The sequence below is a fragment of the Ralstonia sp. GX3-BWBA genome, assembly GCF_003290055.1.
In the GTDB taxonomy this organism is placed as follows: Bacteria; Pseudomonadota; Gammaproteobacteria; order Burkholderiales; family Burkholderiaceae; genus Ralstonia; species Ralstonia holmesii.
The window spans coordinates 515,693-535,905 of sequence record NZ_QMKS01000024.1 but is presented as its reverse complement, the minus strand read 5'-3'; the positions used below and the strand labels follow the sequence as shown (position 1 = coordinate 535,905).

General features: G+C 64.5%; 17 protein-coding genes and 1 tRNA gene. 12 read left to right on the top strand and 6 right to left on the bottom strand.

The genetic code is table 11. The features are described from left to right. Positions 1 to 111: 111 nt before the first annotated feature. A tRNA-Leu gene (locus tag DOD19_RS24995) sits at positions 112 to 196 on the bottom strand. A gap of 171 nt (positions 197 to 367) precedes the next feature. Between DOD19_RS24995 and blaOXA the strand changes: the two genes are divergently transcribed. Beyond that, entirely contained in the window at positions 368 to 1,195 is an 828-nt protein-coding gene (gene blaOXA / locus DOD19_RS24990; RefSeq protein WP_112188811.1) for an OXA-22 family class D beta-lactamase, read from the top strand. Positions 1,196 to 1,204: 9 nt separating this feature from the next. On the opposite strand, the gene DOD19_RS24985 is transcribed toward blaOXA, so the two are convergent. Continuing rightward, positions 1,205 to 1,930 carry a winged helix-turn-helix domain-containing protein gene (locus tag DOD19_RS24985; RefSeq protein WP_024978096.1) on the bottom strand — a complete coding sequence of 242 codons (726 nt, stop codon included), beginning with the start codon at positions 1,928 to 1,930 and terminating at the stop codon, positions 1,205 to 1,207. 150 nt (positions 1,931 to 2,080) lie between these two features. Here DOD19_RS24985 and DOD19_RS24980 point away from each other — a divergent pair, with 150 nt between their 5' ends. From DOD19_RS24980 to DOD19_RS24970, 3 genes are all read left to right on the top strand, one after another. Next, positions 2,081 to 3,442, top strand: coding sequence for an MFS transporter (locus DOD19_RS24980; protein WP_235193221.1), 1,362 nt, complete (start codon positions 2,081 to 2,083; stop codon positions 3,440 to 3,442). Positions 3,443 to 4,514: 1,072 nt separating this feature from the next. Continuing rightward, positions 4,515 to 4,694: a DUF3311 domain-containing protein gene (locus DOD19_RS24975; RefSeq protein WP_024978098.1), complete on the top strand. Its 180-nt coding sequence runs from the start codon at positions 4,515 to 4,517 to the stop codon at positions 4,692 to 4,694. After that, positions 4,694 to 6,202, top strand: coding sequence for a sodium:solute symporter family protein (locus DOD19_RS24970; protein ID WP_112188809.1), 1,509 nt, complete (start codon positions 4,694 to 4,696; stop codon positions 6,200 to 6,202). Before DOD19_RS24975 ends, DOD19_RS24970 begins: the two co-directional genes overlap by 1 nt. Before the next feature lie 101 nt (positions 6,203 to 6,303). Here the strand turns inward: DOD19_RS24970 and DOD19_RS24965 are convergent, their stop codons facing one another. Beyond that, on the bottom strand, positions 6,304 to 7,425 hold the full coding sequence (locus tag DOD19_RS24965; protein WP_112188807.1) for a sensor histidine kinase: 1,122 nt from the start codon (positions 7,423 to 7,425) through the stop codon (positions 6,304 to 6,306). Between the two features lie 266 nt (positions 7,426 to 7,691). Here DOD19_RS24965 and DOD19_RS24960 point away from each other — a divergent pair, with 266 nt between their 5' ends. Further along, a complete protein-coding gene (locus DOD19_RS24960) occupies positions 7,692 to 10,082 on the top strand; it encodes a PAS domain S-box protein (RefSeq protein WP_112188805.1) in 2,391 nt (796 codons plus the stop codon). Between the two features lie 479 nt (positions 10,083 to 10,561). Here the strand turns inward: DOD19_RS24960 and DOD19_RS24955 are convergent, their stop codons facing one another. Next, complete coding sequence (locus tag DOD19_RS24955) at positions 10,562 to 11,152, bottom strand: flavodoxin family protein (RefSeq protein ID WP_112188803.1); 591 nt, start codon at positions 11,150 to 11,152, stop codon at positions 10,562 to 10,564. 118 nt (positions 11,153 to 11,270) lie between these two features. Between DOD19_RS24955 and DOD19_RS24950 the strand changes: the two genes are divergently transcribed. Continuing rightward, complete coding sequence (locus tag DOD19_RS24950; protein WP_112188801.1) at positions 11,271 to 12,176, top strand: LysR family transcriptional regulator; 906 nt, start codon at positions 11,271 to 11,273, stop codon at positions 12,174 to 12,176. Between the two features lie 131 nt (positions 12,177 to 12,307). On the opposite strand, the gene DOD19_RS24945 is transcribed toward DOD19_RS24950, so the two are convergent. Then, the gene (locus DOD19_RS24945; protein WP_112188800.1) at positions 12,308 to 13,000 is read right to left on the bottom strand and encodes a DUF2076 domain-containing protein; all 693 of its coding nucleotides are present in this window, start codon (positions 12,998 to 13,000) and stop codon (positions 12,308 to 12,310) included. Between the two features lie 110 nt (positions 13,001 to 13,110). Continuing rightward, positions 13,111 to 14,082: a helix-turn-helix domain-containing protein gene (locus DOD19_RS24940; RefSeq protein WP_112188798.1), complete on the bottom strand. Its 972-nt coding sequence runs from the start codon at positions 14,080 to 14,082 to the stop codon at positions 13,111 to 13,113. A 97-nt stretch (positions 14,083 to 14,179) separates the two neighbouring features. Between DOD19_RS24940 and DOD19_RS24935 the strand changes: the two genes are divergently transcribed. The 6 genes from DOD19_RS24935 to DOD19_RS24910 all read left to right on the top strand — a co-directional run bounded on the left by DOD19_RS24935 (position 14,180) and on the right by DOD19_RS24910 (position 20,212). Then, positions 14,180 to 14,632, top strand: coding sequence for a tautomerase family protein (locus DOD19_RS24935; protein WP_024978106.1), 453 nt, complete (start codon positions 14,180 to 14,182; stop codon positions 14,630 to 14,632). Positions 14,633 to 14,659: 27 nt separating this feature from the next. Beyond that, positions 14,660 to 15,475 (top strand): dienelactone hydrolase family protein, encoded by an 816-nt coding sequence (locus DOD19_RS24930; protein WP_112188796.1) that lies wholly within the window; start codon positions 14,660 to 14,662, stop codon positions 15,473 to 15,475. 136 nt (positions 15,476 to 15,611) lie between these two features. Then, the gene (locus DOD19_RS24925) at positions 15,612 to 17,975 is read left to right on the top strand and encodes a bifunctional salicylyl-CoA 5-hydroxylase/oxidoreductase (RefSeq protein WP_112188794.1); all 2,364 of its coding nucleotides are present in this window, start codon (positions 15,612 to 15,614) and stop codon (positions 17,973 to 17,975) included. Between the two features lies 1 nt (position 17,976). Next, complete coding sequence (locus tag DOD19_RS24920; RefSeq protein ID WP_112188792.1) at positions 17,977 to 18,759, top strand: SDR family NAD(P)-dependent oxidoreductase; 783 nt, start codon at positions 17,977 to 17,979, stop codon at positions 18,757 to 18,759. Then, positions 18,756 to 19,364 (top strand): MarR family transcriptional regulator, encoded by a 609-nt coding sequence (locus tag DOD19_RS24915; protein WP_024978110.1) that lies wholly within the window; start codon positions 18,756 to 18,758, stop codon positions 19,362 to 19,364. The genes DOD19_RS24920 and DOD19_RS24915 overlap by 4 nt, the downstream gene beginning before the upstream one ends. Further along, positions 19,361 to 20,212, top strand: a complete 852-nt coding sequence (locus tag DOD19_RS24910) for an enoyl-CoA hydratase family protein (protein WP_024978111.1) — start codon at positions 19,361 to 19,363, stop codon at positions 20,210 to 20,212. The genes DOD19_RS24915 and DOD19_RS24910 overlap by 4 nt, the downstream gene beginning before the upstream one ends. The last annotated feature ends 1 nt before the right edge of the window (position 20,213 follow it).

The following is a 20,213-nucleotide window of genomic DNA, read 5'->3' as shown; positions in this document are numbered from 1 at the left end:
TGAGGCGATGCAGGACGGTTTGAATCTCGCCTTCGTCCGGACAACAAAAAACCCGCGAGGCTTATCGCCACGCGGGTTTTTTGTCGCCCCTGAACTGCTTGGGACTGTGTTTGGTGCCCAGGAGAGGACTCGAACCTCCACGGAGTTACCCGCTAGTACCTGAAACTAGTGCGTCTACCAATTCCGCCACCTGGGCTAGGTGAGCCGCGCATTTTACCGACCGCCGAAAAATTTGCAAGCCCTTCTTTTTGGAACGGCTATTCCGCCAGCGTTACAGCCGTTACGCCCGCAGGGGTCAGCAGGACGGCAACCTCGCTGCTACGCTGCCACGCAGCCATTTGCATTCCCCCCAACATGAGGTTGATCGATGAGGAAACTTCGCCACGCCGCCACCGGCGCCCTGCTGGCCGCGCTTGCCACGTTTGCCCACGCCGAGCACCCGATCTGCACGATCGTGGCCGACGCCGCCACAGGCAAGGCCGTCTTGCACGAAGGCAAGTGCGACGAGCGCGTGACCCCCGCTTCCACCTTCAAGCTGGCACTCGCCGTCATGGGTTTTGACCACGGTTTCCTCAAAGACGAGCACACCCCGGTCGAGCACTTCAAGCGTGGTGACCCCGATTGGGGCGGCGAAGCCTGGCACCAGCCCATCGACCCGGCGCTGTGGCTCAAATATTCGGTGGTCTGGTATTCGCAGCGCATTACGCACGCGATGGGCGCGCAGACTTTCCAGGCATACGTGCGCAAGCTCGGCTACGGCAACATGGACGTGAGCGGCGACCCGGGCAAGAACAACGGCATGGACCGCTCGTGGATCACCTCGTCGCTGAAGATCTCGCCGGAGGAGCAGGTCGACTTTATGCGCAGGATCGTCAATCGGCAGTTGCCGGTGTCGGCGCGCACCTACGAGATGGTCGACCGTACCGTGCAGACCTGGCAGGTGCCGGGTGGTTGGGCCGTGCAGGGCAAGACGGGCACCGCCGGCCCGGCGCCGGGCAATACGTCAGCCGACGGCACGTGGGATCAGGCGCACGCTTACGGCTGGTTTGTCGGCTGGGCCAAGAAGGGAGACAAAACGTACGTATTTGCCAACCTGATCCAGGACGACAAGGTGGAGCCGACGTCGGGCGGCATACGCTCGCGCGATGCGCTGCTTGCGCGCCTGCCCGAAGTCCTGGCCTTTGCTGGGCACTGATCGACGGCGTTATGCATGACGGTGTTCGGCCGCGCTGCGCACCGTTGCTTCATCCACGCCCAGGCGCTGATGCAATTCCTGCCAGCCCTTGGGCGTGACCAGCACGGCGCGGGAATCGCGTGCGCGCAGCATCCAGCCGACATCGCACAGGCGACGCAGGAACTGCACCCCCAGCGGCCCCGCCAGGTGATGCGTGCGCTCCGTCCAATCCAGGCATTGCCGCGCCAGCCCGCGTCGCGTCGGGCGAATGGCGCACACATCGAGCCCCACGTCGCCAAACCAGGTGATGCCGGCGGGCGTGATCTCGTATTGCTTGTCTGGCATCGGCAGCAGATAGCCGCGTGATTGCAGCGCGTGCGTGACGGCCACGCCCACCTGCCCGGCAAGGTGGTCATAGCAGCAGCGGCAGAAGCCAAGCTCTCGCGCCTTCGGGCTGGGTGTGGCGCGTCGCACGGCCGCTGCGGGCGTGATGGCCGCCAGGTGTTCCAGCGCTTGCGCCACATGTGCCCCGGCCAGCCGGAAGTACTTGTGCCGCCCCTCGGTTTCCACCACCACCAAGCCACCGTCGAGCAACTTGGCCAGATGCGTGCTTGCCGTCTGCGCGGTGACGCCCGCGGCATGCGCCAACTCGCCCGCTGGCAGCGCGCGCCCATCGAGCAACGCCGTCAGCATGGCCGCCCGTGCCGGGTCAGCAATCAGGAAGGCCGTGCCGGAAAAGCTGTTCGGATGCGACATGTCCGACTCCTTGTCATGTGGCCATTCTAGGGAGCCGCGCGCCGCGATGCTTCGACACGCATCGAAGCGTTGCCCACGATGCCGGCACTACGCTGGGGCCATCACTTGCGAAAGCCAAAAGCTAAAGGCCCCGAGATGGATGGAATCACGATGCAACAAGCGCATGCCAGCACCGCGACACGTAAACGCGTGGTGCTGTGCGTGCTGTCGATGGCCGTGTTGGTCGCGCAGATCGACACCGCCGTCGTCAACCTGGCGGTGCGCCCGATTGGCCAGTTCTTCCACGCGGAGGTCGGCCCGCTGCAGTGGGTGATCGACGCTTACAACCTCGCCTATGCCGCATTGCTGCTCAGCGGCGGCCTGCTGGCCGACTTGTACGGCCGCCGGCGGGCGTTTGTGTCGGGTGCGGCGGTGTTCTCGGTGGCATCGGTGCTGTGCGCGCTGGCGCCGTCGATCGGGTGGCTGATCGGGGCGCGTGCGATGGCGGGTGTGGGTGCGTCGTTGCTGCTGCCGGCATCGCTGGCGATCCTGCGGGTGGTGTGGCGCGACCCGGGCGAACGTGCGCATGCGCTGGGCGTCTGGGCAGCATGCAACGGCTTGGCCATGGCGATTGGGCCGACGGCCGGCGGCGTGCTGGTCACGCACTTCGGCTGGCGCGCCGTGTTCTGGGTGGTGGTGCCGGTGAGCGTGGCCATCATGGTGCTGGCCGTGCGGGTGGTACCGGAATCGTCCGACGCCGCGCATCGCCGTTTCGATGCGCTGGCCCAGGTGTTGGGCGCCATCACGCTGGGCGGTCTGGCCTTTGCCGCCATCGAAGCGCATCACGCGCCCGTTGTGGCGGCGGCTGTGCTGGCCGTGGCGATCATCGCGCTGGCGTGGTTCATTCGCGTAGAGGCGCGCCATGGTGGCGAGGCGCTGGTGCCACTGGATCTCTTTCGCGTGCGGGAGTTTCGCGGCGCCATTGTCGCCACGGCGGGCATGACGTTCGGCATGTACGGCGCACTCTTTTTGCTGCCGCTCATGTGGCAAAGCACCGGGCGCTTCAACGTCATTGGTGCAGGCATTGCGCTGATGCCGATGGCGCTGGTCTTCATGGCGGTGTCGCCCATGTCGGGCACGGTGGCGCGCCGCCACGGCGTGCGGCTGGCCACGGCGGGCGGGGTGGGCATCATCGCGCTGGGGCTGCTCACGGTGGGCGCGTTTGCAGGTGTCGCATCGGTGGTGCCGGCAGCCATCGGGCTGGCGCTCACGGGGCTCGGCATGGGCTTTGCCACCGGCCCGCTGATGGGCGCGGCGGTAGGCGCCGTGGGGCCGGAGCGTTCCGGCACGGCATCGGCGCTCGTCAACGTGGCGCGCATGACCGGGGCGACGTTGGGCGTGGCAATTCTGGGGGCGGCGTATGCCGTGTGCGGCAGCGGCGCATCGGGGCTGCGCGTGGCCATGTTGTACGGTGGCGCGGTACAGCTCGCATGCGCCGCCGTGGCGTGGCGGCATGGCGCTGAGCGCCACTGAGCGCGCTGCAATGCCCTGCCGCTTTTACGCCGGATTGGAACAGGCAAGGCCATCTGACGCATCGCAAAAAAATACCCGGCGAGGGGATTGCCGGGCTAAGTGGGATGTGAATGCATAAGACAGAATCACCTTACAAGATTTTCTTTGATCAGATTGAAAACAAATTTAAAACACAACACGTTTTTGAGGATTTGCTCTAAAGAAACGGGCGCTTGAATGTCAACCGGTGTGCGGGTTTTTCCTGATGGCTGCGCCATTTGCGGGTTGATGGCAAACGATTTCCTCTTGAAAGAGGAATTTCAATGGCGGTGCCTTTCAAGTAAAAAAAGCTAAAAAACCCCCAATGAAAAAGACTTTATTGGATTGAAATGAATTGGAAAATTAATTCAATCAATTCCGTATTGAATTGTCGATCTGACCGGATATGTTGGACGCCAGGAGCCCATCGGCACGCACACCACTGCATGAGCAGGCATTTGCATTGATCGACATTGATCGAATTTCGGGGCGCGTCCGCCGGCAAGAATTCGGGGCTTTATGTGTCGGTTCAGCGCCGAGGGTTTCCGCTCGAAGCACTCGGACGGCCCCCTTCACGGCTACGACGGCAAGCTCGGCATGCGCTGGAACGGGTAAGCCGACCGCAACGCGGCAGCGCTGCACGGTGCAGAAACCCTGTACACGCTAGGGCTTATGCTGCGCCACAACAATCAACGGGGAACCATTGCGGCTCCCCGTTGTGCTTGGTGCCATGCGACGCCGTAACGGCTTACGCGTGTTGCTCACGCAATCGGCCGCTGTCTGTCATGACAGGAATTCGTGAAAACCCTAGGAAACCCGCGCCCACCTTAGCGATTGGTTATTTCACGCGAAAAGCCTACGCTTACTACGTAGTACTACGTGTGGCTGCTGCGTACAGGTGCGGATGGTTTTCCGGAGGGCGCGCGATCAGAGTGCGCCGGATAACAACAAAGGCGGAAAGCACTCCCTCAGACATCCGTCTGGCCACGCATCGGGCGTGGCACCTCACCTGTTCAAAACAACAATCCGAAGTCCCCGAACTAGGAGACAACCCATGAAGTTCTTGCTCGCACTGCCTTTCATCGGCCTGCTGTGGGTGCCGTTCTACAACCAGGAAATGCCGGCGCTCTTCGGCTTTCCGTTCTTCTACTGGTACCAGTTCCTCTGGGTGCCGATCACCTCGCTGCTGATCTGGATCGTCTTCAAGAACGGTCAGAGCAAAGGAGAAGAATGATGGGCGGACAAATCAACTGGACTGCGCTGGCAGTCTTCATCTTCTTCTTCGCGCTGGTCACGGTGATGGGTTTCATCGCCTCGCGCTGGCAGCGCGGCAACTCCGACAAGGGTGCCCACATTGAAGAATGGGGCCTGGGCGGCCGCAACTTCGGCACCTGGATCACGTGGTTCCTGGTGGGCGGCGATTTCTACACAGCCTACACCGTGATCGCCGTGCCGGCACTCGTGTATGCGGTGGGCGCGTATGGCTTCTTCGCGCTGCCGTACACGATCCTGGTGTACCCGATCGTCTTCCTGATCATGCCCAAGCTGTGGAAGGTGGCGCATGCCAATGGCCACGTCACGGCGGCTGATGCCGTGTACGGCCGCTACGGCTCGCGCTCGCTGGAGTTTGCGGTGGCGCTCACGGGCGTGGTGGCGACGATGCCCTACATCGCCCTGCAGCTCATCGGCATGGAAGTCGTGATCAAGGCGCTGGGTTTGACGGGCGAGCTGCCGCTGGCGGCCGCGTTCGTCATCCTGGCGCTGTACACGTACTCCGCCGGCCTGCGCGCCCCGGCGCTCATCGCCTTCGTCAAAGACATCATGATCTACATCGTGGTGCTGGTGGCGGTGGTGCTGGTGCCGGCCAAGCTGGGTGGCTACGGTGCGGTGTTTGCCACCGCGCATGATGCGTTTGCCTTGAAGGGCGGCGCCACGGGCCTCACGCTCAAGCCTGCGCAGTTCCTGCCGTTCGCCACGCTGGCAATTGGCTCGGCACTGGCGGCGTTCATGTATCCGCACACGCTCACGGGCATCTTTGCCGCGCGCAGTGCAGACACCATCCGCAAGAACGCCGTCTTCCTGCCCGCCTATACGGTGCTGCTGGGCCTGATCGCGCTGCTGGGTTTCATGGCCTATGCGGCAGGCATCAAGGTCACCAACAACAACGACGTCGTGCCCGCGCTGTTCAACGCGCTGTTCCCGAGCTGGTTCACGGGCTTTGCGTTCTCGGCCATCGCCATTGGTGCACTGGTGCCGGCGGCCGTCATGTCGATCGGGGCGGCCAACCTGTTCACGCGCAACTTCTGGAAGCCCTACGTGGCCCCGGATCTCACGCACGCCGGTGAGGAAAAGGTTGCCAAGGTGATCTCGCTCATCGTCAAGGCGGGCGCCCTGGTGTTCATCCTGTTCCTGCCGACCAAGTTCGCGCTGGACCTGCAGCTGCTGGGCGGCGTGTGGATCGTGCAGACGTTCCCGTCGGTCGTGTTCGGGTTGTTCAACATCTCGAACCGCTTCCGCGCACCGGCGCTGCTGGCCGGTTGGGCAGCGGGCATGATTGGCGGCAGCTGGCTGGCGTTCTCCGACGGCATCAAGCCCGTGCACACCTTTGTGATTGGCGGCGACAAGTACACCATCTACACGGGCCTGGCTGCACTGGCCTTCAACATCATCGTTGCGGTGGTGGTGCAGTTGCTGATGGGCAAGCGTGGGGAAGAAGCCGCTACGCTGCGTCAGGCAGGCTGATCGACGCTGCGATTCGCAAAAGGAAGAGAAAGAGCCGGTACCTCAGGGTGCCGGCTTTTTTCTTTAACGCTGGGCGACCGGCATGCCCGCAGCCGGAAGTTTCAAGCAGCCACCGAATAGGGAATCCGCACGGTGAACGTCGTGCCGTGTTCGGACGATTGCACATCGATCGTTCCGCGATGCGCCTGCACAATGCAGCGGCAGATGTACAGGCCAAGCCCGATGCCGGCTGCGCTCCCGCTGTGGTCGGGCTGTTTGGCGCGGGTGAGCGGATCGAACAGTGTTGGGAAAGCGGAGGGCGGTATGGGGTTGCCCTCGTTTGAAACGGCAACCGTCATCTGCCCCTCGCGTCCAGCGGCTTCGATGGCGACGCGCCCCGATCCGTAACGCACCGCGTTGGCCAATAGATTGACCAGCAACTGGCCGATCCGGCTCCCGTCCCAGGTGCCACGAAGTTCGCCCGCAAGGCGCAGATCGATCTGCGCATCGGGGTAAGACGCGCACACTTCGTCGATGGCATCGCTGCAAAGCCGCCCCATATCCTGGGGGCTGAAAGTCGTGGGCAGGAAATCGCCCAAGCGGGTGCGTGTGAAGACGAGCAGATCGTCGATCATCTGTTGAACGCGCATTGCACCGCGCTGTATGAATGCGACCGCGCGTACGCTGCGTGACGACAGCCCTTCGTCGTGCAGCAGCGTTTCTGCGGAGGCCAGGATCGCGCCGAGGGGGGAGCGCAGGTCATGCGCGAGCACGCCGGAAAACAGGTCGCGCGTGCGCTCCGTTCGCTGCGCGTGCTGTCGCACCGACTCTGCGAGCATCTGATCGATCGCTTCATTGAATCGGATCATCTCCTGGAAGGCTGACGGGTCCGATTGCGCAAACTGCTGCCACCGGCGCAGCACGCTGGCGCGCAGTGCGCGGTATTCCGCCACCACATCGTTGATGTCGAAACCGTGCGAGAGGCGGTCGTCGGCATGCTCGTGGGCCGCTTCATTGAAGCCGGACTCCGAAGGCGCCCGGTCGCCCCGCGATTTGGCCCGCTGTTGCTCGGGCGTCTGCCGCTCGCGCATGTCTGCGGCAATCCGGACGAGAAGGTCACGAATCGAATTACGCAACTGGGATTCGGAAAGACCGGCGCGGCCGCTGCTGACCGTGCGCGCGTATTCCGTCCAGTCGTCGACGATGCCGGGGAGGTTTGCCTGGATAAAGTCAGATAGCGTCATGGATTTCCTCGACGGTTGCGAAAGCCATGTTGAGACGGGAGGTTGGGCACAACGAGGCCATTGCCCACATGGTGGAAAGGGTCGTTGCCCGTTTTACCGCTACAAGGTATGCAAACTGCGTTCCAGTCGCTAGCTGGGTGCGGAGATTCCTCTACAACTCGCACCCGCAGACCGTCGTGGGTGCACGAGCGGGCGGCCATGGGCACACCAGTTGCTGCTCTTGGCACGTACCCCCTTGCGGCGCTCCACGCTTACCTGCCAACTGAATGAACGACGCCGCTTCTCCGCCCTCCGAGTTCGGCCCTACATGGCTTCGGCTGTGGGCTGAATCGACCTCCGATTACGCCATCTTTGCGCTGTCGATACAGGGCATTGTTTCAACGTGGAATCCGGGCGGCGAATGCATGCACGGCTATCGGCCGGACGAGATTATTGGCCAGCCGTTCGCACTTCTGTATCCGCCGGAGGGCCGAGCCTCGGGTGCGCCCGAGGCCGCGCTGCATGCCGCCGCCAAGACAGGGCGGCATGTCGAGGAGGGATGGCGCATGCGCAAGGACGGCACGCCCTTCTGGGCGAACGTCGCCATGACGGCACTTCGCGACAGCAACAACGCGTTGATCGGGTTCGGTACCGTGATCAGCGATGTGAGCGACAAGAAGGCCGCTCACGACGCTGTGCTGAAGAGCGAACGCAACTTCCGCCTGCTCGTTCAGGGCGTGACGGACTACGCCATCTTCATGCTGTCGACCGACGGGCACATCACGAGCTGGAATGAGGGGGCACGGCGCATCAAGGGCTATACCGAGTCCGACATCATCGGTTCACATTTTTCGCGTTTCTATACGCCTGAGGATGTTGCGGCGGGCGTACCGTTCCGGGGCCTGGAGACCGCCCGGCGCGACGGGCGCTTCGAGGCCGAAGGCTGGCGCGTGCGGCGTGACGGAAGCCGCTTCTTTGCGCACGTCATCATCGATGCCATCTACGAAGAGGGTGAGTTGGTCGGGTTTGCGAAGATCACCCGCGACATCACGGAACGGCGGCGTGCCAGCGAGCAGCTCGAGCAAACGCAAAGGGCGCTGTTCCAGGCCCAGAAGATGGAAGCGCTGGGCAAGCTCACGGGTGGCGTTGCGCATGATTTCAACAACGTGCTGCAGGTGCTGCGGGGCAATCTCGAACTGCTCGAAAGTCGGCACGGCCGTGATGGCTGGAGCGCCGAGCGACTCAGTAACGCCATCGATGCCGTTGATCGCGGCGCCACGCTTGCCGCTCAGTTGCTTGCCTTCGGTCGCCAGCAACCGCTTGCTCCCGTCGTGATCAATCCAGCGCGGCAACTGCGCGCCATGGATGATCTGTTGCGGCGGGCGCTGGGCGAGGCGATCGAAATCGAATCGGTGGTCGCAGGCGGCCTCTGGAATATCGCGGTCGATCCGCATCACCTGGAAAACGTCATCCTGAATCTGGCGATCAACGCGCGGGATGCGATGCCCGAGGGCGGCAAGCTCACGCTCGAACTGTCCAACGCCACGCTCGACGACGAATATGTGATGCCAGTTCCCGATGTGTCGGCTGGGCAGTACGTTATGCTCGCCGTCACGGATACCGGCACGGGCATGAGCCCCCAAGTGTTGGAGCAGGCGTTCGACCCGTTCTTCAGCACCAAGCCCGAGGGAGAAGGCACGGGGCTGGGGCTCAGCATGGCCTACGGTTTCGTTAAGCAGAGCGGCGGTCATATTCGGCTCTACAGCGAAGTTGAGGAGGGCACGACCGTGCGGGTCTATCTGCCCCGCTCCACCGGCACGGCGGTCGAGCCCTCACGCCTCAAGGCCAGCGGGCTCAAGCACGGCAACGAGACGATCCTCGTCGTGGAAGACGACGCAAAAGTTCGCGAAACCGTAGTCGATCTGTTGGGCGGACTCGGCTATGCCGTGCTCAAGGCCAACAACGCAGAGCAGGCATTGGCCGTGGTCGAGAGTGGCGTGCACATCGACATGCTCTTTACCGACGTGGTCATGCCAGGGGCACTGCGCAGTCCGGAGATGGTGCGCAGGGCGGTTCAGACGCTTCCCGCGCTGAAGGTGCTGTACACGTCCGGCTACACGCAGAACGCTATCGTGCATGGCGGCCGGCTCGATCCCGGTGTCGAGTTACTGAGCAAGCCTTACAGCCGCCAGCAGCTTGCATTCAAGATTCGCCAGGTGCTGGGGGGCGACGCGGTGGAAGCGATCGGACCCGACGTAGAAGAGACGCGGCTCGATCTCAACACGGGCCCTGTTTGGGAGCCGGCGCGCTTGCGCATCCTCGTGGTGGAGGACGACGCTTCCTTGCGTGGCGCGGTATGCGAGCTGTTGATGCTTATCGGGATCACGCCGCAGCAGGCGGCCAGCGGCGCGCAGGCGCTCGCAGCCCTGCGTGCAGGCTCCGTCGACGTTCTGTTTACGGACATCGTCATGCCTGACATGTCCGGCATTGAACTCGCGCAGCGGGCGTCTGAATTGGATCCGGCGCTACGGGTGGTCTTCGCTTCTGGAAACCCCATCCCAGACCACGACAGCTTTGCGTTCAAGTGGACGGCGCTTCGCAAGCCGTACACGCTCGATCAATTGCAGCACGCACTGCAATCGATGATGGCGCTTGAGCGGATCACCACCGACACGTAGCCGAGCGTTGAGGTTTGAGCGCGGCGTTTGGGTTTCAAAGGCTCGTGTTCCACAGTGGAAGGTTCACGCACGGTACCCAAACAGTGGAGCGCCGCTGTTTTCGCTCGAAATTTTCGACCTCTGAGAGTCGTGCTCCAGGGCCGGGCTGTCGAGCACCAGCCTCCGCCCGTGGCCATCGACTGTTTGAGACTGGAACGCGACACTCGGAGGTCGAAAATTTGAAGCTCAAAGAGTCGAGCGCCAGGGGTAGGCTGTGGAGCGCGACTGTCTGGAAGCGATGCTCGACGCTCGCACTGTCGAACACGAGTGTCTGGGTGTCGGGTGCGAGGCTTTGAGGCTGGGGGTTGAGTGTCGGAGAGTCGAGCTTGAGGCTCCAGGAGTGAGCGCCATGCCAATTGCCCCGTAGCCCGGCGCACACCGCCCACCGCCCACCGATCGCGCCAAAGCGCGTCATCGGCGGCGGGTGTGCTTCCATCATTTCAGCGCGCTTGAGCCCGCCCCGCGCGGAGCTGTGCCGCAACCACGGCCACGCGCGCGCCATAGCGGCGTGCCGTCTCAAGATCGCCCGCCGACATTTCTTCGGGCGAGGCATCGGCCGGGGTCTGTGCCATCGGCGCGATGTACGATCCCATGCGGTTCAGGTCGTCGCGCTTCGATGCCTTTACGTTCGCAGGCTTGATATCCATGCTCACCCAGATGCCGCCATGCTGCCCCGTGAGCAGGACAAAGTATTCGAGCGTGTTGAGCTTGTCGCCATTGATGCTCGCGCTGTTGGTAAAACCGCCGAAGACCTTGTTTTGCCATGCGCCTTCGAACCACGGCTTTGACGATGCATCTGCAAACTTCTTGAACTGCCAGCTGGGGCCACCCATGTAGGTTGGCGAGCCGAACAGGATGGCGTCGGCTGCGGCGAGCGTGGCCCAGGCGTTTTCGGGGATATTGCCTTCGACGTCGATTGCAACGAGCACCGCGCTGGCGCCTTGCGCCACGGCGCTTGCCATGCGTGCGGTATGCCCGTAGCCGGAGTGATAGACGACGGCCGTTTTTGCCGTGTTGGTGGTTTCAGTCATGGTGGCTTCCTATCGTGAACGTGGTCCGCTGTGGACGACATGGGAAGCCACTTTAGCGAGCGGCGACTGCGTTATAAATGACGCCAAATTGAACGTTCTGTTCTTCCACGGGTGAACAATGCAAAACCTCGACGCGCTGTTGATCTTTGCGCGTGTGGCCGAAATGATGAGCTTCACGCGTGCGGCCGAAAGCCTCGGCATCCAGAAGGGACGTGTCTCGACGGTGATCCGCACGCTTGAGCGGGATGTGGGCGTCGCGCTCCTGCATCGGACCACGCGGAGTGTGCAGCTGACCGAAGACGGCCGCGAATTCTATGCACGCGCGCGGGACTTGCTGGCCGAAGCCCAGGAACTGCAGTCGATGTTCCTGGGCAACGGCGGGCCGTTGCGCGGCCGGCTGCGCGTCGACATGCCCACCGAGTTGGCGCGCAGTGTCGTGGTCCCTGCGCTGCCGCAACTGATGGCTGCGCACCCGGAGCTGCAACTGGAACTCTCCAGTACGGACCGCCGCGTCGATCTGGTTCAGGAAGGGTTCGACTGTGTGATCCGTCTCGGTCCGATCTCGGATGAAACACTGATTGCCCGGCCGCTTGGCAGGCTGCGCATGATGAATGCGGCAAGCCCGTCTTACCTGGCTCGGTATGGCGTCCCGCATACGCTCGAAGACCTGCGCAGCCAGGGGCATCAGATGGTGCATTACACGCTCACGCTCGGCGCCCGGCATGCCGGATGGGAATACCCCGACGGCGACGGTTATGCGTGGCTGCCGCTGCCAAGTGCCATGCAGGTCAACAGCGTGCAGACCTATCACGCCGCCGGGCTCGCGGGCATTGGGCTGATTCAGGCGGGATATTCTGCGCTCGCGCCGCATATCGAAAGCGGCGCGCTTGTGGAAGTGCTCCCTGACCTGCGCCCCGAACCCCTGGTCGCGTCGCTCGTCGTGGCCCATCGGCGCAACCTGTCGCCGCGCGTTCGGGCTTTTATGGCGTGGATCGAAGGGGTGTTGAAGCCTTATCTTGATTGAGTGCTTGCGGGCCCTCTGTCCTGCCACCCCGCTTTGCCAAGAGGTGTCTCTCTTCGCAAAGCGCGGCTCCGACGGACGTTTCCTCCGAATTGAGGAGACGACGCTCGCGCTTGAGCCCTGAGCTGTGGCGACTAGCTCAACATCGAATCGTCATCCGAATAATCACTACCGCCCAGATCGCTGTCATCAATCAGGCCAAGGCTGTCGTCACGCGAGGCCGTGTTGGTATTGCCGCTGTTGCCGTTGCTATCGCTGTCGTAGTAGTTGTTGATGACCGTTTCGGTGGTGCCGCCCATTACCGGCTGCTGGCCGAAGAAGCCGCCACCGCCGCTGTTGTGGTGGAACATGTTCTCGATGCCCTGGAACAGGAGCGCGCCGCCGGCCACGCCGGCTGCCGTGGTCGCGACGCTGCCGAGCGTGCTGCCCAGGCCGCCGCTAAAGAAGCCCGAGCGCGCGGGTTGCGCCGGGGCCGGCTGCGCCTGCGGCGGCATCTGCATGGGGGCGGCCTGCTGCGGGGCGTAGGCGGGGTTGGGCGCGGGGCTGTTGGCGTGGCTGCCCCAGTTGTTGGCGGAGTCCATGAACGACGTGCTGCGGCCGGCTTGCGCCGCCTGCAACTGGTTTTGCAGCGCGGCGATTTGCGCTTGCGCCGATGCCAGCGCCTGGTCAAGCAGCATGACGCGCTGCACGAGCAGATAGGCCGCGTCTGGCTGGCGTGCCACGGCATCGAGGATGCGGGCTTCGGCCTGCGGGTCCTTGGCTGCGGCGCGGGCTTGCGTCAGTTGGGCCAGGAAGTTTTCCAGCGCTTGCTGTTCTTGCGGTGACATGGTGTGGTTTCCTGTCTGGGTGGGTGCGACGTGACCAAGTTAGGCGTCAAGTCTTAAACGAAAATTAAAGTCCCGCAGCTTCTTGTGTAACGGCCTGTAACCCTAGGCCCCTAGGCGGCCGGGCGGTATTGGCTCGGGTTGGTGCCCGACACCTTGCGCATCAGGCGCCGCAGCGCGGTGGCGTCTTCGTAGCCCACGGCTTCGGCCACGCTGTCGATGGTCATGCGGCTGGATTCGATCAGCATGCGGGCGCGGTTCAGGCGCACGCTCTGCACCAGGGCCAGGGTGCTTCTGCCGGTGGCCTCGCGCACGTGCCGAGACAGCGTGCGTTGCGACATGGCCAGTTCGTCGGCCAGCGTCTGCACGCTGGGCGGGTCGGGCAGGGCGGCTTCAATGCGCGCCACCAGCCGGGCTATCAGCGCGTTGCCGTTGGCCAGCATGGCGGGCACCACAAAAGGCGCCTGCGCGTGGCGGCCGTCGATCAGCAGCACGCGCCCCACGGCATCGGCCAGCGCCACACCGAAGCGCGTGCGCAGCAGGTGCAGCATCAGGTCGGTCTGCGCAAAGGCAGCACCGGCGGTGGCGACCGGGCCGTCGGCGCACACCATGCGGTCGGCATCGACGGTGCATGCGGGTTCCCACTGCCGCAACGTCGCGGCCAGCCACCAAGACGTGGTGACGCGGCGCCCGGGCAGCAACCCAGCCGCCTGCAACAGAAACACCGCCGAGCACGATGCTGCCACCTGCCCGCCCGCCGCCACTTGCGCGGCCACGGCGCGCGCTGCCCGCTGGGCATCGTCTTGCGCCAGGCGCTTGGCAATCACTTCCGCATGGTCCAGGCCCAGGCCGGGCACGATCCAGGTGCTGCCATCCGGGCGCGGGCGTTTTGGCAGCGTGGTGGCCTCCACCTGCATGCCGTTGCTCAGCCGCACACTGGGCGCGTCGGCGGACAGCACGCGCCACGTCGGGCGTGCGGCTTTGATGCGCGGGGCCAGTGTCGACGCGGCCTGCAGGATGTCCAGCGTGGCCGCCACGCTGGTGGCATATGCGTCCGAGAGTACGAGGATGGTGAAATCCGCCATGACCGAAGTTGCCCGAAAGATGTCGAAATCGACACTGCCAGTCTAGCGGTTGCAAGGGTTCAATGCAGGCATGTCAATAACGCCGACGATTGCCCACATGCCAAACATACTCGTCAAGATTCCCGCAAACACCTTTGACGGCGACGCACGCGCGGCGCTCGCACGCCGCATCACCGAGGCGGCCGCGCAGGCCGAGCAGATTCCCGATGATCCGCGCCGGCGCGCGACAACCTGGGTGGTGATGGAAGACGTGCCGGCCGCCTCCTGGTGGTGCGGCGGGGTGGACGTGGCAAGGCAGATGGTGCCGTGTCTGGTCGTCGCCCATGTACCTGCGGGTGTGCTGGATGCCGATGCGCGGGCGCGCTTCGTTCAGCAGATGCACGAGGCCTTCTCGCAGGCGTTGCCGGCGGCCGATGCCCGTCGCGTGGTGACCTCCGTGATGCTGCATGACGTGGCCGACGGTACGTGGGGCGTGAACGGCGCGCTGTGGACGCTGCCCGATTTCGCCAGGGCGGCGGGTTATGCGCACCTGCAGCACCTCGTCGCCTGAGCCAAGCCATTCCAACGGAGCCCATGCATGACAAGCCAGCCCCCGCAGCAGGATGATCGCCTGGAAGACTTCACGCGCCGCCAGATCACGCTGGATGGCATCACCAAAACCGTGTACGTGGCCGGCGCGGGCCCGGGCGTGATCGTCATGGCCGAGATGCCGGGCATCAGCCCGCACGTGGCGCGGTTTGCGCGCTGGGTGCGCGATGCGGGGCTGACGGTCTACATGCCGTCGTTGTTCGGGCGTGATGGCGCGGTGCCCGAGGCGGATGCCGGCGCAGAGGTGTTCCGCCATGCGTGCGTGAGCGCGGAGTTCCGCGCGTTTGCGGCCAACCAGTCGAGCCCGGTCACGCAATGGCTGCGCGCGCTGGCGCGGCTGGCCCATGCGGAGTGCGGCGGCCCGGGCGTGGGCGCCATCGGCATGTGCTTCACGGGCAATTTTGCGCTGACGATGATGTTGGAGCCGGCCATGCTGGCGCCTGTGCTGTGCCAGCCATCTTTGCCGTTGAACGAGCCGGGCGGGATCGAGATTGCGCCGGAGGACGTCGCTGCCGTGCGCCAACGGCTGGAGCGGGAAGACCTGACCGTGTTGGCCTACCGGTTCGAGGGCGACCGCTTTTGCCGCGCCCAGCGTTTTGCCGCGTACGCGGATGCGCTGGGCAGCCGCTTTGTGGCGCGCGTGCTGCCCGACAGCGCCGCGCACCCGAGCCCGCCGTCGTTCTTCGCCCAGCATGTGCCTTGTCCGCATAGCGTGGTGACCGCCCACCTGATCGACGCAGCCGGGGAGCCCACGCTCGCCGCCCGCGACGAGATCCTCGTGTTCTTCCGCCACCGCCTGAGCTGAGTGGGGACTCACATGCGGGTGTGAACTTGGCGCCGCCCGGTTCGGTGTAAACCCCGGGGCGCCGGCTGAGTAAATTGCTTTACAACTAAACTATTCATGACTAATGTAATACCGCATCGAACGCGGAGCCGTTGTCATGAAGATTGTCTGTATTGGTGGTGGGCCGGCTGGCCTGTACTTTGCCCTGCTGATGAAGTTGCAGGACCCGTCGCACGACATCACCGTGGTGGAGCGCAACCGCCCGTATGACACCTTCGGCTGGGGCGTGGTGTTCTCCGACCAGACGCTGGGCAACCTGCAGCGCGCCGACGCCAAGAGCGCCGCGCAGATCCTCGACGCCTTCAACCACTGGGACGACATTGAAGTCCACATCCGCGGCCAGGTGGTGCGCTCGGGCGGCCACGGCTTCTGCGGCATCGGGCGCAAGCGCCTGCTGAACATCCTGCAGGCGCGCTGCGAGGAAGAGGGCGTCAAGCTCGTCTTTGAAACCGACGTGCAAGATGACACCGCCTATGCCGATGCGGACCTCATCATCGCCAGCGACGGCCTGAACAGCCGCATCCGCACCAAGTACGCGGCCACGTATCAACCCGATATCGACACGCGCCGCTGCCGCTTTGTCTGGCTGGGCACGCACAAGCTGTTCGACGCCTTCACCTTTGCGTTTGAAGAAACCGAGCACGGCTGGTTCCAGGCGCATGCGTACCGCTTTGACGACGACACCTCCACCTTCATTGTCGAGGCGCCCGAAGAGGTATGGCGCGCCGCCGGGCTGGAGACCATGGAGAAGGAGGACGCCATCGCCTATTGCGAGCGCCTCTTCGCCAAGTATCTCGACGGCAACAAGCTGATTTCCAACGCCACGCACCTGCGGGGCTCGGCGCAGTGGATTCGGTTTCCGCGTGTGGTTTGCCGGCACTGGGTGCATACCAATGCGCACAACACGCCGGTGGTGCTGATGGGTGACGCCGCCCACACGGCGCATTTCTCGATCGGCTCCGGGACCAAGCTGGCGCTGGAAGACTCGATTGAACTGGCGCGTAGCATCGGCCAGCACCCTGGCGATTTGCGTGCCGCGCTTGAGCACTACGAGGCGGTGCGCAGCGTGGAAGTGCTGCGCATCCAGAACGCGGCGCGCAACTCGACCGAGTGGTTTGAAAACGTAGACCGCTACGCCAACCTGCCGACCGAGCAATTTGCGTATTCGTTGCTCACGCGCAGCCAGCGCATCAGCCACGAAAACCTGCGCCAGCGTGACAAGCGCTATCTCGAATCGTTTGAAGATTGGATTGCCGAGCAGGCCGGCGCACCGCGCGGCCCGCAGCACGGCCCGGTGCCGCCGATGTTCACGCCGTTCACGGTGCGTGGCGTCACGCTCAAGAACCGCGTGGTGGTGTCGCCCATGGCGCAGTACTCGTGCGAAGACGGCCAACCGGCGGACTACCACCTTGTGCACCTGGGCGCCCGCGCCATGGGCGGTGCGGGCCTGGTGATGGCCGAAATGACCTGCGTATCGCCCGATGCGCGCATCACCCCGGGCTGCCCGGGTTTGTGGAACACCGAACACCGCGACGGCTGGGCGCGCATCGTGCAGTTCGTGCATGCCAACAGCGATGCGAAGCTGGGTGTCCAGATCGGCCACGCGGGTGCCAAGGGCTCGACGCGCGTGGCGTGGGAGGGCATCGATCTTCCGCTGGAAAACGGGCAGAACTGGCCGCTGATCTCCGCATCGCCACAGCAGTATCTGGATGGCGTGAGCCAGCGGTCGCACGCCATGACGCGTGACGACATGGACCGCGTGCGTGACGACTTTATCCATTCGGCGCGGCTGGCGGCAGACGCCGGGTTCGACTGGCTGGAGCTGCACTGCGCGCACGGCTATCTGCTGTCGTCGTTCATCTCGCCGCTAACGAACCAGCGCAACGACGAATATGGCGGCTCGCTGGAAAACCGGCTGCGTTTTCCGCTGGAAGTGTTTCACGCGGTGCGTGAGGTGTGGCCGAGCAACAAGCCGATGTCGGTGCGCATTTCCGCGCACGACTGGGTGGAAGGCGGTATCACGCCGGACGATGCGGTGGAGATCGCGCGCATCTTCAAGGCCGCAGGCGCGGACATGATCGATTGCTCGTCGGGCCAGGTCAGCAAGAAAGAACAGCCGGTGTACGGCCGCATGTTCCAGACGCCCTTTGCCGACCGCGTGCGCAATGAGGCGGGCATCGCCACCATTGCCGTGGGCGCCATTTCCGAGGCGGACCACGTCAACAGCATCATCGCTGCCGGCCGTGCCGACCTGTGCGCTGTGGCGCGTCCGCACCTGGCCAACCCGGCCTGGACGCTGAACGAAGCCGCCCGCATTGGCTATCTCGACATGCCGTGGCCCAAGCAGTACCGCGCGGGCAAGCTGCAGTTGGAGCGCAACCTGGAGCGCGAGCGTGCAATGGCGGCGCAGGCGGCAGGGCTGTCGCCGCTGGAGCAGGCCAACCGCATGCAGGGGGTCTGAGATGACGATGCCTGCGATGCTCGCTGGACACCACGCCGTCGTTACCGGCGCAGGGCGCGGGATTGGCGCTGCGATTGCCACACAACTGGCCGCGCAGGGCGCCACACTCACGCTGATGGGCCGTAACCCCGACGTGCTGGAAGCCACCGCCAGGACGTTGCCTGACAGCGCCCGCGCACAGGTGGTGACGTGCGACGTGAGCGATGAAGCGAGTGTGTCAGCGGCATTCGAATCCGCGCGCGCAGGGCTTGGTGCCATTTCCATCCTCGTCAACAACGCGGGGCAGGCGGAGAGCGCACCGTTTGCGAAGACCACGCTTGCTCAATGGCAACGCATGCTGGCCGTCAACCTGACGGGCACGTTCCTGTGCACGCAGGCGGCGCTGGCAGATGTGCAGGCGTCGGGCCGTGGTCGCATCGTCAACATTGCCAGCACGGCGGGGCAACGCGGTTATGCGTATGTCTCGGCGTATGTGGCTGCCAAGCATGGCGTGATCGGGCTCACGCGCTCGCTCGCGCTGGAGCTGGCGGCGTGCGGTGTCACCGTCAACGCAGTGTGCCCCGGCTATACGGAAACCGACATCGTGCGCGAGAGCATCGACCGCATCGTCGCCCGCACCGGACGCAGCGCAGACCAAGCGCTGGCCGAGCTGGTGAAGGGCAACCCGCAAGGCCGGCTGATCACGCCCGACGAAGTGGCGAACGCCGTGGCGTGGCTGTGCTCCGATGGCGCGTCTTCCATCACGGGGCAGGCGATCTCGGTGTCTGGCGGGGAGGTGATGTGAGCAAGCCGCGCAAGACCGCTTTGGCCGCAGTACGTCCATCCAGTACCTCCGGCTACCACGCCGTGGCGCAAGCGCTGGGCGATGAACGCATCGGCCTGGAGGCCCGCGCGCATGTCGACGACCACATGGACGTGAAGATCTGGCTGCGCCTGCTGGCCTGCAGCACGCAGATCGAGCAGCAGATCCGCCAGCGTCTGCGCACGCGCTTCAACACCACGCTGCCGCGCTTCGACTATCTGGCGCAACTCGACCGGCATCCGGACGGCCTGCGCATGAACGTGCTGTCGCGCTACCTGATGGTGACGGGCGGCAACGTCACCGGCCTGACCGACCAGTTGGAGAAGGAAGGGCTTGTCAAACGCGAGGCGGATCCGGATGATCGCCGGTCCTTTCGCGTGCTGCTGACCGACGCCGGCCGCCGCCACTTTGCCGAAATGGCTGCCGAGCATGAACGCTGGCTGATCGAGATGTTCGATGGCCTTGGCGTTGCCAACAAAGACGCGCTGTATGCGCAGCTCGGCCACCTGCGCGTGCACCTTGCACAGCGTGAGGCGGAGCTGGACGCCCGCGACGATCAACCCCAAACGAACCCGACCAAACCATGACCGACCGCATTGACCCGGCCCTGCTGGCCGGCAACCGCCGCCCGCTGGCGGGTTATCAAGCCAAGCATTTCCTGTGGAGCGTGGAAGGCGGCGTTGCCACCATCACGCTCAACCGGCCCGAACGCAAGAACCCGCTCACGTTCGATTCGTATGCCGAGCTGCGCGACCTGTTCCATCAGCTCAAGTGGGCGGATGACGTCAAGGCCATCGTGCTGGCAGGCGCGGGCGACAACTTCTGCTCCGGCGGCGACGTGCACGAGATCATCGGCCCGCTGGTGCAACTGAAGGCGCCCGAGCTGCTGATGTTCACGCGCATGACGGGCGAGCTGGTGAAGGCGATGCGTGCGTGCCCGCAGCCCATCGTCGCCGCTGTGGACGGCGTATGCGCCGGCGCAGGCGCCATCCTGGCGATGTCTTCCGACCTGCGCCTGGGCACCGCGCGCAGCAAGACGGCGTTCCTCTTCAACCGCGTCGGCCTGGCCGGCTGCGACATGGGCGCCTGCGCGATCCTGCCGCGCATCATCGGCCAGGGCCGCGCGAGCGAGTTGCTCTATACCGGCCGCTCGATGAGCGGCGAAGAGGGCGAGCGCTGGGGCTTCTTCAACCGTCTGTGCGAACCGGCCGAGGTGCGGAGCCAAGCGCAAGCCTTGGCCGCCGACCTGGCCGCCGGCCCGACCTTTGCCAACGGCATCACCAAGACGATGCTGCATCAGGAATGGACGATGACGATCGAGCAGGCGATCGAGGCCGAAGCCCAGGCACAGGCCATCTGCATGTTGACCGAAGACTTCTCGCGCGCCTACCACGCGTTCGTCGCCAAGCAAAAACCGGTATTCGAGGGCAACTGAG

What these genes read in the sequence shown, in the direction of transcription:
- DOD19_RS24950 (WP_112188801.1), top strand. Translation starts at nt 11,271, where the DNA reads ATGCAAAACCTCGACGCGCTGTTGATCTTTGCGCGTGTGGCCGAAATG.
- DOD19_RS24960 (WP_112188805.1), top strand. Translation starts at nt 7,692, where the DNA reads ATGAACGACGCCGCTTCTCCGCCCTCCGAGTTCGGCCCTACATGGCTT.
- DOD19_RS24935 (WP_024978106.1), top strand. Translation starts at nt 14,180, where the DNA reads ATGCCAAACATACTCGTCAAGATTCCCGCAAACACCTTTGACGGCGAC.
- DOD19_RS24910 (WP_024978111.1), top strand. Translation starts at nt 19,361, where the DNA reads ATGACCGACCGCATTGACCCGGCCCTGCTGGCCGGCAACCGCCGCCCG.
- DOD19_RS24930 (WP_112188796.1), top strand. Translation starts at nt 14,660, where the DNA reads ATGACAAGCCAGCCCCCGCAGCAGGATGATCGCCTGGAAGACTTCACG.
- DOD19_RS24985 (WP_024978096.1), bottom strand. Translation starts at nt 1,930, where the DNA reads ATGTCGCATCCGAACAGCTTTTCCGGCACGGCCTTCCTGATTGCTGAC.
- DOD19_RS24940 (WP_112188798.1), bottom strand. Translation starts at nt 14,082, where the DNA reads ATGGCGGATTTCACCATCCTCGTACTCTCGGACGCATATGCCACCAGC.
- DOD19_RS24965 (WP_112188807.1), bottom strand. Translation starts at nt 7,425, where the DNA reads ATGACGCTATCTGACTTTATCCAGGCAAACCTCCCCGGCATCGTCGAC.
- DOD19_RS24925 (WP_112188794.1), top strand. Translation starts at nt 15,612, where the DNA reads ATGAAGATTGTCTGTATTGGTGGTGGGCCGGCTGGCCTGTACTTTGCC.
- DOD19_RS24920 (WP_112188792.1), top strand. Translation starts at nt 17,977, where the DNA reads ATGACGATGCCTGCGATGCTCGCTGGACACCACGCCGTCGTTACCGGC.
- DOD19_RS24945 (WP_112188800.1), bottom strand. Translation starts at nt 13,000, where the DNA reads ATGTCACCGCAAGAACAGCAAGCGCTGGAAAACTTCCTGGCCCAACTG.
- blaOXA (WP_112188811.1), top strand. Translation starts at nt 368, where the DNA reads ATGAGGAAACTTCGCCACGCCGCCACCGGCGCCCTGCTGGCCGCGCTT.
- DOD19_RS24970 (WP_112188809.1), top strand. Translation starts at nt 4,694, where the DNA reads ATGGGCGGACAAATCAACTGGACTGCGCTGGCAGTCTTCATCTTCTTC.
- DOD19_RS24980 (WP_235193221.1), top strand. Translation starts at nt 2,081, where the DNA reads ATGCAACAAGCGCATGCCAGCACCGCGACACGTAAACGCGTGGTGCTG.
- DOD19_RS24955 (WP_112188803.1), bottom strand. Translation starts at nt 11,152, where the DNA reads ATGACTGAAACCACCAACACGGCAAAAACGGCCGTCGTCTATCACTCC.
- DOD19_RS24975 (WP_024978098.1), top strand. Translation starts at nt 4,515, where the DNA reads ATGAAGTTCTTGCTCGCACTGCCTTTCATCGGCCTGCTGTGGGTGCCG.